The 11,052-nt window shown below is 67.4% G+C and carries 11 protein-coding genes; 7 read left to right on the forward strand and 4 right to left on the reverse strand.

From position 1 onward, the window contains the following. Positions 1-18: 18 nt before the first annotated feature. Entirely contained in the window at positions 19-753 is a 735-nt protein-coding gene (locus ACAG24_RS18270; RefSeq protein WP_370474091.1) for a hypothetical protein, read from the reverse strand. A 53-nt stretch (positions 754-806) separates the two neighbouring features. Further along, positions 807-1,181 carry an XRE family transcriptional regulator gene (locus ACAG24_RS18275; RefSeq protein ID WP_370474092.1) on the reverse strand — a complete coding sequence of 125 codons (375 nt, stop codon included), beginning with the start codon at positions 1,179-1,181 and terminating at the stop codon, positions 807-809. 135 nt (positions 1,182-1,316) lie between these two features. Here ACAG24_RS18275 and ACAG24_RS18280 point away from each other — a divergent pair, with 135 nt between their 5' ends. Continuing rightward, the gene (locus tag ACAG24_RS18280) at positions 1,317-1,925 is read left to right on the forward strand and encodes a hypothetical protein (protein WP_370474093.1); all 609 of its coding nucleotides are present in this window, start codon (positions 1,317-1,319) and stop codon (positions 1,923-1,925) included. A gap of 245 nt (positions 1,926-2,170) precedes the next feature. Then, positions 2,171-5,281, forward strand: coding sequence for an isoleucine--tRNA ligase (ileS, locus tag ACAG24_RS18285; RefSeq protein ID WP_370474094.1), 3,111 nt, complete (start codon positions 2,171-2,173; stop codon positions 5,279-5,281). On the opposite strand, the gene ACAG24_RS18290 is transcribed toward ileS, so the two are convergent. Beyond that, positions 5,271-5,504, reverse strand: a complete 234-nt coding sequence (locus tag ACAG24_RS18290; RefSeq protein ID WP_370474095.1) for an RNA-binding S4 domain-containing protein — start codon at positions 5,502-5,504, stop codon at positions 5,271-5,273. The genes ileS and ACAG24_RS18290 overlap by 11 nt on opposite strands. A 38-nt stretch (positions 5,505-5,542) precedes the next feature. On the opposite strand from ACAG24_RS18290, the gene ACAG24_RS18295 reads away from it, so the two are divergent. Beyond that, positions 5,543-6,901 (forward strand): DNA polymerase IV, encoded by a 1,359-nt coding sequence (locus ACAG24_RS18295; RefSeq protein WP_370474096.1) that lies wholly within the window; start codon positions 5,543-5,545, stop codon positions 6,899-6,901. A gap of 1 nt (position 6,902) precedes the next feature. Here the strand turns inward: ACAG24_RS18295 and ACAG24_RS18300 are convergent, their stop codons facing one another. Then, positions 6,903-7,805, reverse strand: a complete 903-nt coding sequence (locus ACAG24_RS18300) for an asparaginase (protein ID WP_370474097.1) — start codon at positions 7,803-7,805, stop codon at positions 6,903-6,905. A 42-nt stretch (positions 7,806-7,847) separates the two neighbouring features. On the opposite strand from ACAG24_RS18300, the gene lspA reads away from it, so the two are divergent. Genes lspA through ACAG24_RS18320 form a run of 4 tightly spaced genes read left to right on the forward strand, consistent with a single transcriptional unit; the run spans position 7,848 to position 11,051 of the window. Then, entirely contained in the window at positions 7,848-8,510 is a 663-nt protein-coding gene (gene lspA, locus ACAG24_RS18305; RefSeq protein ID WP_445206214.1) for a signal peptidase II, read from the forward strand. Continuing rightward, a complete protein-coding gene (locus ACAG24_RS18310) occupies positions 8,507-9,436 on the forward strand; it encodes an RluA family pseudouridine synthase (RefSeq protein WP_370474098.1) in 930 nt (309 codons plus the stop codon). The genes lspA and ACAG24_RS18310 overlap by 4 nt, the downstream gene beginning before the upstream one ends. Further along, positions 9,433-10,323, forward strand: coding sequence for an EamA family transporter RarD (gene rarD, locus ACAG24_RS18315; protein ID WP_370474099.1), 891 nt, complete (start codon positions 9,433-9,435; stop codon positions 10,321-10,323). The genes ACAG24_RS18310 and rarD overlap by 4 nt, the downstream gene beginning before the upstream one ends. Before the next feature lie 53 nt (positions 10,324-10,376). Continuing rightward, positions 10,377-11,051, forward strand: coding sequence for a TetR/AcrR family transcriptional regulator (locus tag ACAG24_RS18320; protein WP_370474100.1), 675 nt, complete (start codon positions 10,377-10,379; stop codon positions 11,049-11,051). The last annotated feature ends 1 nt before the right edge of the window (position 11,052 follow it).

The following is an 11,052-nucleotide window of genomic DNA, read 5'->3' on the forward strand; positions in this document are numbered from 1 at the left end:
ACATCGCCGTCGCGGAGGTCAGGTGTTCGCGCGGGTGAACCACCTCGTCTTTATGCGCCAGGAGTGGGCGGAGGTGAGCGCGAAACCCGCGCCGCACGCACACGCGAAGATCCACACCAGCGTGCTGCCCTGCACGGTCTGGAAGGCCGGGACGAACGCGGTGATGATGCGCACGATGCACGCGAGAATGCCCATACCGCAGGCGAACAGGTAGACGTTGGCGATCGGCCGCGACCGCGGGTCCGAGCGCAGGATGAGCAGCGCCCGGCCGCCGTAGCCCAGCAGGTAGATGAGCATGCTGCACAGCAGCAGCCAGTACAGATTGAGCCACAGATCGGTCGGCACGTCGAAGAAGTCGGCCCGGTAGATCGAGGCCCCGTTACCGAGCCAGAAGGCGCCGAGCAGAAGCGGGATGCACAGTGTGGCAGGCAGCTCGATGTGCCGTCGGAAGCGTTGCTGCAGCGCGTGGTCCTGCTCCAGCCGCCCCAGCGCGTTGTAGACGACCGCCGATGCCGCGACGATGTAGCAATCGTGGCCGAGGTAGTCCTCGAGGTTCCACTTGCCGGTGAGGGAATACAGGAACGGGCCCAGGGTCTCCGAGGCCAGCGGCGACATCAACAGCACGGCGGCGCCCTGGAGCGCGATGTTGAGGGTGGCGGCCACTTCCCACCGGCACGACCACGTGACGCGACGAATCCACAGGCTCCACGCGATACACGAAAGTGTGATCACGATGAGGGATGCGAGAGCCATGGGATATCGCTTTCGGGCGGAACGGGTTCAGCAAATTGTATCCGCTAATCCCACTAAAGGGGAGGCGCATCCAGTCTGGGTGTCAGATCCGAGAGCTTCGTACGGCGCTTCGTCCCAGTATTTACCGTGGTGTCAGCCAGTGTTGCGACGGAACGGGATGCCGGTCCGAGGGCCTCGACGTACTGCAGAACTTCCTGTCGAGACATCAACCCGAACTGGATCTGAAGATCCGGGTAGCTAAGCGCGAACCGGTCTGCTACGCGCCGGAGTTCTTCTGCATTCGGATAGTCGGCCTCTTTGATTCGGCGGTAATAGGTGCTGCTCGAAATGCCGAGTGCGTCAAAAATATCTTTGGCGTCGATCTCTCCGTCGAGGAGATAGTCGAGCAGGGCTTTGAGCTGTCTGCCGTTCTCGTCCGTGCGAGGCATCTCAACACCATAACGCCTGATCCCGGCTTTGGGCAGCCCCTCCCGGCAAATAGATAACACGTTCTTTATTGACATAGCCGTCACAGTTTTGGGAGCAGTCTCCCAAAGTTGGGACATTCGCTGTACGGTAAGTCCATGGTCGCTCCATACATCGCAGACGAGGTCAAACAAGGGCCTGTCTTCACCGCACCGGTAACCCTGGAGGTGTTCGATCACCCCACGGTCGACACGCTGCCCACTCAGCTGGACAAGTTCGGCACTGCGCCTTCGCGCGAATTGACCGAGGAGCTCGACGCGGCGGCGGAGTGGCTCGGCGTGCAGGTCGAGGAGATTCTCCTCGCCGCTCTCGGCCGCACCCTGGGTCGCACCCGTGGCGAGGGAACCGTGACGGTCGACGTCACCGGTGGCCATCGCTGGCTGAGTCACCCCGTGACCTTGATCTGCTCGGATGCGCAGCCCATGGGCCCGACCGAGATGCTGCAGGGCGCCCACAGCGCACTGGCCGGAGCCCCCGGCCGCGCGAGCGCGCAGTCGGAGCTGCTTCTGAACGTCGCCATGGCCGAACTGCTCGATGTGCCCGCCGGCCGTGCCCTCGAACTGCGGGTGCAGCGCGTCGACGGTCTGCTGCAGATCGACTGGTGGTATGACGCGCTGCGCTTCGACGCGTACTCCATCGAGGAGATGGCCGAGCAGTTCCCGCTCGCCGTCATCGAGATCACCTCGGACGCCGCTGCGCCCCTGTGATGAACAGCGGCATCCGCCGCTAGAATCTGGTCCAACGGCGTCGATCCGGCCATCACCGGGGAGCCTTCGGAAGAACAGCTGCGAGCGGTCCGCTCGCGCCCAGTAGAACCGAACGGTTGGGCTCGTCATCGCCCTGACTTGAGTGGCGCACGTCTACGTGCGCAAGCGGGGTGGTACCGCGGCGCTCGCGCACCGGCGCGACGTTCGTCCCCGTGCCTGAGGCAACGGCACAGGAGACGTAGCACGTGACCGCATATCCCAAGCCCGCTTCCGGCGCGCCGAAGTTTCCGGCGTTGGAAGCCGAGGTGCTGACGTTCTGGGACAGCGACGACACTTTCCGGTCCAGCATCGAACAGCGCGATGGCGCCCCGGAGTACGTCTTCTACGACGGTCCGCCGTTCGCCAACGGCCTGCCGCACTACGGGCATCTTCTGACGGGCTACGTCAAGGACATCGTTCCGCGCTACCGGACGATGCGCGGATACAAGGTGGAACGTCGCTTCGGATGGGACACCCACGGGCTTCCCGCCGAACTGGAGGTGCAACGCCAACTCGGCATCACCGACAAGGCCCAGATCGAAGAGATGGGCATCGAAAAGTTCAACGACGCATGTCGCGAGTCGGTCCTCAAATACACCGGCGAGTGGCGCGAGTACGTGACCCGGCAGGCCCGCTGGGTCGACTTCGACAACGACTACAAGACGCTCGACATCGGCTTCATGGAGTCGGTGATCTGGGTCTTCAAACAGCTGTGGGACAAGGGTCTGGCCTATGAGGGCAACCGCGTGTTGCCCTACTGCTGGAACGACGAAACCCCGCTGTCGAGCCACGAGCTCCGGATGGACGACGACGTCTATCAGAATCGGCAGGATCCGGCGCTGACCGTCGGTTTCCGGATCACCACACCGGGTGAGCTCGAGGGAGCGTATCTCCTGATCTGGACCACGACGCCATGGACGCTGCCGTCGAACCAAGCCGTCGCGGTCAACCCCGATGTCACCTACGCCGTGGTCGAGACCGACGGTGAGCGATTCGTGCTCGCCGAGGCCCGGCTCGGTGCCTACGCGCGCGAGCTCGGCGAAGAGCCCGCGGTCGTCGGCACCTACGCAGGGCGGGACCTTCTCGACGTGCACTACGCGCCGCCGTTCCCATATTTCATGGATTCGCCGAACGCTTTCCGGGTGCTTCCCGCAGAATTCGTCAGCACCGAGGACGGCACCGGGCTGGTGCACATGTCGCCGGCCTACGGCGAAGACGACATGGCCACCGCGCAGGCCGGCGGCATCGACGCCGTCACCCCCGTCGACGCCAAGGGCCGCTTCGACTCGACCGTCCCCGACTACGCGGGCCAACACGTGTTCGAGGCGAACCCTCAGATCATCCGCGACCTCAAGAACGGCACCGGTGCTGCGGCCGTCAACGGCGCGGTGCTGCTGCGCCACGACACCTACGAGCACTCCTACCCGCACTGCTGGCGGTGCCGGAACCCGCTGATCTACCGCGCGGTCTCGTCGTGGTTTGTCAAAGTGACCCAATTCCGTGATCGCATGGTCGAACTCAACCAGGAGATCACGTGGTATCCCGAACACGTCAAGGACGGACAGTTCGGTAAGTGGCTGCAAGGCGCTCGGGACTGGTCGATTTCGCGAAACCGCTACTGGGGCACCCCGATCCCGGTGTGGAAATCCGATGATCCGGCATACCCCCGGATCGACGTCTACGGCAGCCTCGATGAGCTCGAACGCGACTTCGGGGTGCGGCCGGACAATCTGCACCGGCCGTTCATCGACGAGCTGACGCGCCCTAATCCCGACGATCCGACCGGCAACTCCACGATGCGCCGCATCGAGGACGTCCTGGACGTCTGGTTCGACTCGGGTTCGATGCCCTACGGGCAGGTCCACTATCCGTTCGAGAACGAGGACTGGTTCCACTCCCACTTCCCGGGTGACTTCATCGTCGAGTACATCGGCCAGACCCGCGGTTGGTTCTACACGCTGCACGTCCTGGCGACAGCACTGTTCGACCGGCCGGCCTTCCGCACCTGCGTCTCGCACGGCATCGTGCTGGGCAACGACGGCCAGAAGATGAGCAAGTCGCTGCGCAACTACCCGGACGTGTCCGAGGTTTTCGACCGCGACGGCTCCGACGCGATGCGGTGGTTCCTGATGGCCTCACCGATCCTGCGCGGCGGCAACCTGGTCGTCACCGAGCAGGGAATCCGTGAGGGCGTCCGGCAGGTGCTGCTCCCGCTGTGGAACGCGTACACGTTCCTCGCGCTCTACGCGCCGGAGAAGGGTACGTGGCGCACCGATTCCACCAATGTGCTCGACCGGTACATCCTCGCCAAGCTCGCCGTGCTGCGCGACGACCTGACGGCGTCGCTGGACGTCTGCGACATCTCCCAGGCCTGCGATCAACTGCGGCAGTTCACCGAGGCGCTCACGAATTGGTATGTGCGGCGGTCGCGTTCGCGGTTCTGGGAGGAGGACACCGACGCCATCGACACCCTGCACACCGTGCTGGAGGTGACCTGCCGGCTGGCCGCCCCGCTGCTCCCGCTGGCCACCGAGCGGATCTGGCGCGACCTCACGGGGCAGCGGTCGGTCCACCTGACCGACTGGCCCGATGCCGAGTCGCTGCCCGCCGATCCGCAACTGGTCGCCGACATGGACCTGGTGCGCGAGGTCGCCTCGACCGGTTCGTCGCTGCGCAAGGCCAAGAAGCTGCGGGTTCGCCTACCGCTTTTGAAATTGACTGTCGCCGTTGAGGATCCGAGCCGGCTTGAGCCGTACCGGGATCTGATCGCCGACGAGCTGAACGTCAAGGCGGTCGAGCTCACCGACGACATCGCCGCACACGGCAAGTTCGAGTTGGCGGTCAATGCCCGCGTTGCGGGACCGCGGATCGGCAAGGACGTGCAGGCGGCGATCAAGGCAGTCAAGGCAGGGGAGGCGGTCGTCAACGAGGACGGCACGCTGACGGCCGGACCCGCCGTGCTGCAGCCCGAGGAGTACAGCTCACGGCTGGTGGCAGCAGATCCGGAGTTCACCGCGGCGCTGGGTGACGGCGCGGGCCTGGTCGTGCTCGACGGCACCGTCACCCCCGAGCTCGAAGCGGAGGGCTGGGCCAAGGACCGCATCCGCGAACTGCAGGAGTTGCGCAAGTCCTCCGGACTCGACGTCTCCGATCGCATCTCGGTGGTCGTCTCGGTGCCAGGGCCTCATCAGGAGTGGGCGCTGACCCATCGGGATCTGATCGCCGGCGAGATCCTTGCGACCAGCTTCGAGTTCGGCGATCCCACCGATGGTGTCGAGATCGGCGACGGCGTGCGGGTGGCCATCGTCAAGGCGTGACCGCGACGCGGGCAGCACGTCCGCCCAGCTCGACGACGTCGCCGGGGCGCAGTTGCCTGCCGCGCCGCAGCTCGACCTCGGCGTTGACCGTGACCAGCCCGTCCGCGATCACGGATTTGGCGTCTGCGCCCGAATCGATCAACCCGGCGAGCTTGAGGAACTGTCCGAGCCGGATCGTCTCGTCCCGGATCGCGATGTCTGCGGGTTCGCTCGGGTGTGCCACGGGCCCACGCTAACCGGCACGCCCTAGCATCGGCATCTGTGGCCGCTCGATGGGTCCTGCACCTGGACATGGACGCGTTCTTCGCATCCGTGGAGCAGCTGACCCGGCCCACCTTGCGCGGCAGGCCGGTGCTGGTCGGCGGCGTCGGCGGCCGCGGTGTGGTGGCGGGGGCCAGCTATGAGTCCCGCGTGTTCGGCGCCCGCTCGGCCATGCCGATGCTGCAGGCCAGACGTCTGGTTGGGCCAGCGGCGGTCGTGTTGCCGCCGCGCGGCGTCGTGTACGGCACCGCCAGCAGGCGGGTCTTCGACACCGTCCGCTCAATGGTTGCGGTGCTGGAGCAGCTGTCGTTCGACGAGGCGTTCGGCGAGCCGCCCGAACTGGCGGGCGCCTGGGAATCCGATGTCGAGGCGTTCTGCACCGAGCTGCGGGCCCGCGTGCGCTCGGAGACCGGGCTCGTGGCATCCGTCGGCGCAGGCTCGGGCAAGCAGATCGCCAAGATCGCGTCGGGGTTGGCCAAGCCCGACGGCATCCGGGTGGTCGGGCGCGACGTCGAGCTCACGCTCCTGTCGGGCCTGCCGGTGCGTCGGCTGTGGGGGATCGGGCCTGTCGCGGAGGACAAACTGCACCGACTGGGCATCGACACCGTCGGCGCGTTCGCCGCCCTCACCGAGACCGAGGTCGCCGACATCCTGGGCGCGACGGTGGGTCCTGCGCTGCACCGGCTGGCGCGCGGAATCGACGACCGCCCCGTCACCGAGAACGCCCCCGCCAAACAGATCAGCGCCGAGTCCACGTTCGCCGAGGACCTCACGACGCTCCCGCAGTTGCGGGAGGCGCTGGGCCCGATCGGCGACCACGCCCACCGCAGGCTGGAGAAGGACGGCAGGGGGGCACGCACCGTCACCGTCAAACTCAAGCGGTCCGACATGAGCACACTGACGCGGTCGGCCACGCTGCCCTACGCGACGACAGACGCGCCGACGCTGATCGGCACCGCGCGGCGGTTGCTGCTCGACCCTGTCGAGATCGGCCCCGTTCGCCTTGTGGGCGTTGGCTTTTCGGGGCTGTCCGACGTTCAGCAGGAGCCGCTGTTCAGCGACGCCGGACTGATCGAGGAGACGTCGGACGACAGCAGCCTGCCCGCGACGCCGGCCGATGTCGCCGCGGCCGCGCCCGCCTGGCGTGTCGGGGACGACGTCCGGCACACCGAGTTCGGGCACGGCTGGGTGCAGGGTGCGGGGCACGGGGTGATGACGGTGCGGTTCGAGACCCGCAGCAGCGGCCCGGGGCATGCGCGCACGCTTCCCGACACCGATCCCGCGATCAGCCGAGCGAACCCGGTGGACAGCCTCGACTGGCCGGAGTTTGTCGACGAGATGGCCCGTAAGCAGAACTGACTCAGCCCCACCGCTCGAAAGCGTCCCGGGCCGGTTGACCCGCGGCCAGTGCGGCCATGAGGAGCACACGCGCCTGCGGCGGCCGCAGCTGCGGGGCGACGATCGCTCCAGCGTCGACCAGGTCACGCCCCGGCCCGTATCCGGGGCTGACCCGGCCGCCGGGGACGCGCGTCGACACCACGACCGTCACGCCGTCGCCGCTGTGTCTGCGTACGCCGTCGATGAGTGCGGATCCGGCGTTGCCGGACCCGAGAGCCTGCACCACGATGCCGCGCGCACCCGCCGCGACGCACGCATCCAGTGCGGCGGTGTCGGCCCCCGGGTACGCGGCGACGATGTCGACGCGCGGAGCCGTGGCGGCCGAGAGGGGGCCGAAATGCGGGCGAGCGTTTCCCGGGCCGGCGTAGCTGCCGGCGAAGCTCTGCAGGTCGGTGGTCGCGACCTTGTGCACGCCGAGCGCCTCGAAGACCGACCCGGCGAAGCTCACCAGGACCCCGTGGCCCCGCCACCGGGAGTCCTTCGCGACGGCAACCGCGTCTCGCAGGTTGGCGGGTCCGTCGGCGTCCGCGGCGTCGGCGCTACGTTGAGCACCGGTCAGGACCACCGGCGGCGCACCGTCGTAGGTGAGCTCTAGCCACAGCGCCGTCTCTTCCAGCGTGTCCGTGCCGTGGGTGACGACGATGCCGTCGGTGGTGTCGTCGGCGGCGGCCTGCCGGACCGCCGCGCCGATCGAGTCCCAGTCGGCAGGCGTCAGCTGCGAGCTGTCCACCGCCAACACGTCGCGCACTTCGACATCGAGTCCGGTGGTCAGGTCCGCGCCGGAGCGGGTCGGACGCTTCACGCCCGCGGCATCGGAGACGGTCGAGATGGTGCCGCCGGTGGCGATGACGACGAGGTGACCCATGGGTGGAATTCTCACCCACCGGCACTTTGCGATGATGGGGGCGTGACAGATGAATCGTCGAGCCAGGCCGAGCGCGCCACCGGCGCGGACCCGGTGGCTACGGGGGAGTCCGAGCAACCGCCGGTGCGGCGCCGGTTGCGCCTGCTCCTCACGATCGCCGCGGTCGTGCTGGTGCTCGACATCGTCACCAAGGTCCTCGCGGTCAGACTGCTGACGCCGGGCCAGCCCGTCTCGATAATCGGCGACACCGTGACCTGGACCCTGGTGCGCAATTCGGGGGCTGCGTTCTCGATGGCCACCGGCTACACCTGGGTGCTGACCCTGGTGGCGACCGGTGTCGTGATCGGCATCATCTGGATGGGCCGCAGGCTCGTCTCGCCGTGGTGGGCGCTGGGCCTCGGGATGATCCTCGGCGGCGCGCTGGGCAATCTGGTGGACCGGTTCTTCCGCTCACCCGGGCCGCTGCGCGGCCACGTCGTCGACTTCCTGTCGATCGGCTGGTGGCCGGTTTTCAACGTCGCCGACCCTGCGGTCGTGGGCGGGGCGATCCTGCTGGTGGCGCTGTCGTTGTTCGGCTTCGATTTTGACACCGTCGGGAGGCGCCAGCCGGACGACGCAGAAGACCCCGTCGGGAGGCGCCAGCCGGACGACGCAGAAGACCCCGTCGGGAGGCGCCGGCCGGACGCCGAACCCGGGGAAGGATGACGACCCGTTCGATGCCGGTGCCCGAGGGGCTCGCAGGTATGCGAGTCGACGCCGGCCTTGCCCGGTTGCTCGGGCTTTCGCGGACCGCGGCCGCCGCGATCGCCGAGGACGGCGGTGTCGAGCTCGACGGGGTTCGTGCGGCCAAGTCCGACAAGCTGATCGCGGGTGCGTGGCTGGAGGTGCAGCTCCCGGAAGCGCCTGCGCCGGTGGAGAACACACCCGTCGACATCGAGGGCATGGACGTCCTCTATTCGGATGACGACATCGTCGCGATCGACAAGCCGCCGGGGGTGGCCGCGCATGCGACGGTCGGCTGGCACGGGCCCACGGTTCTCGGCGGCTTGGCCGCGGCGGGGTTCCGGATCAGCACGTCGGGCATCCACGAGCGTCAGGGCATCGTCCACCGTCTCGATGTCGGAACGTCCGGCGTCATGGTCGTGGCGCTGTCGGAGCGGGCCTACACCGCGCTGAAACGGGCGTTCAAGCAGCGCACCGTCGAAAAGCGTTATCACGCGCTGGTGCAGGGGCATCCGGATCCGTCGAGTGGGACGATCGACGCTCCGATCGGCAGGCATCGCGGGCACGACTGGAAATTCGCGGTCGTCGAGGGCGGCAGGCACAGCATCACGCACTACGACACGCTGGAGGCGCATCAGGCGGCCAGCCTTCTCGACATCCATCTCGAGACGGGCCGCACACATCAGATCCGGGTGCACTTCGCGGCGTTGCATCACCCGTGCGCCGGTGACCTGACCTACGGCGCCGACCCGACGCTGGCGAAACGCCTCGGACTGGACCGTCAGTGGCTGCATGCGCGGTCGCTGGCGTTCGCGCATCCCGCGGATGGCCGCCGGGTCGAGATCACCAGCCCGTACCCGGCCGATCTGCAGCACGCGTTGGACGTTCTGCGGCAGCACGACTTGTGAGGTCCGGCCTGCTCTACGGCGCCGGCGCCTATGTGATGTGGGGGCTGTTCCCCGCGTTTTTCCCGTTGCTCAAACCGGCCGGCGCTGTCGAGGTGCTCGCCCACCGGGTCATCTGGAGCTTCGCGTTGATGGGCGTCGTGGTCACAGCGGTGCGGCGGCTCGGGGACATCAGGGCGATCAGCGGCCGCATCTGGCTGCTGCTCGTCGCGGCCTCCGGCCTCATCTCCGCCAACTGGCTCATCTACGTGTACGCGGTGAACAACGGTCACGTCGTCGACGCCGCGCTCGGTTACTTCATCAATCCATTGGTGTCGATTGCCCTGGGCCTGTTGATCTTTCGTGAGAAATTGAACCGTTGGCAGTTCAGTGCGCTGGCCATCGCCGTCGTCGCGGTGGTGATTCTCACGGTTCAGCTCGGCGAGCCGCCGCTTGTCGGGCTCGGCCTGGCGCTGTCCTTTGGTCTCTACGGTGCGGTGAAGAAGCTGGTGCCGACGGACCCCCGGGTCAGCGTCGGCATCGAAGCGGCGATCGCGACCCCGTTCGCGCTCGCGTATGTGGCCGTGCTGCAGCTCACCGGCGGCGGCACCCTGACCGGTCACGGAGGCGGCCACGTCGCGCTGCTGGTTCTCTCCGGTGTGCTCACGGCGTTGCCGCTGCTGCTCTTCGCCGCAGCCGCACAGCGGCTCCCGATGGTCACGTTGGGCCTGCTGTTCTACGTGACTCCGGCGATGCAGCTGTCCTGGGGAGTGTTCGTGGGCCACGAGGCGATGCCTCCGATGCGGTGGCTCGGCTTCGTTCTGATCTGGGTTGCGCTGCTGGTCTTCACGGTCGACGCGGTGCGACGCGCACGGGCCGAGCGTCGGCTTTCCGCACCTCCCGTCGCGTGACCTTTGCGCGCGATTTCATTGACCCGCCAGTAGCTATGCCCTAACGTTTGCTCGTGGAGAACGAGACCCTCGCGGTGCCGTCGGTTCGCAAACGTGGTCGTCCGGTGGGGGCGGACTCCGAGCGGACACGGCTGACGATTATGCGGGCGGCCCGCGACATCATCGCCGAACGCGGCTACCAGGCGGCGACGTTCCAGCAGATCGCGCAGCGGGCCGGGGTCAGCCGTCCGACGCTGCACTACTACTTCGCCACCCGGGAAGAGTTGTACGACAAGCTGCTCGCCGACGTCTGCGAGCGGATGGAGAACTGCGCCACCACGGCACTGTGCGAGGGGTCGCTGCTCGCGCAACTAGCAGCATTCACGAGGGAGTTGCACCGGCTCGGCGAGGCCGAACCGGCGCTGATGAAGTTGGTCATGACGGCGCGGATAGACCACCACCGGGCGGTGCACAGGCACCAGGCGGCAGCCGCGATCGTGGCAGCGGTGCACGCGTTCTACGACGGCGCGGTGGCCCATGCGGTGCGCCGCGGCGAGCTGGATGCGGGCAACGATCCCCGTGCGGTGGCCGACATGCTGGCGGCGCTCTTCTGGGGGTTCGGGTTCCATACGGGTTTTCTCGCCGAGGACTCAAGTGCCGAACTGACTTCCGAGGTAGCCAGGCAATTGATGCGAATGGTTCGTAGCGGATTGCTGAACGGTGCGGTTGCGGCCGCGATCGACGCCTGAT

The organism is Mycobacterium bulgaricum, assembly GCF_041287165.2.
Taxonomy (GTDB): domain Bacteria; phylum Actinomycetota; class Actinomycetes; order Mycobacteriales; family Mycobacteriaceae; genus Mycobacterium; species Mycobacterium bulgaricum.

What these genes read in the sequence shown, in the direction of transcription:
- ACAG24_RS18270 (WP_370474091.1), bottom strand. Translation starts at nt 753, where the DNA reads ATGGCTCTCGCATCCCTCATCGTGATCACACTTTCGTGTATCGCGTGG.
- ACAG24_RS18280 (WP_370474093.1), top strand. Translation starts at nt 1,317, where the DNA reads ATGGTCGCTCCATACATCGCAGACGAGGTCAAACAAGGGCCTGTCTTC.
- ACAG24_RS18275 (WP_370474092.1), bottom strand. Translation starts at nt 1,181, where the DNA reads ATGCCTCGCACGGACGAGAACGGCAGACAGCTCAAAGCCCTGCTCGAC.
- ACAG24_RS18300 (WP_370474097.1), bottom strand. Translation starts at nt 7,805, where the DNA reads ATGGGTCACCTCGTCGTCATCGCCACCGGCGGCACCATCTCGACCGTC.
- ACAG24_RS18310 (WP_370474098.1), top strand. Translation starts at nt 8,507, where the DNA reads ATGACGACCCGTTCGATGCCGGTGCCCGAGGGGCTCGCAGGTATGCGA.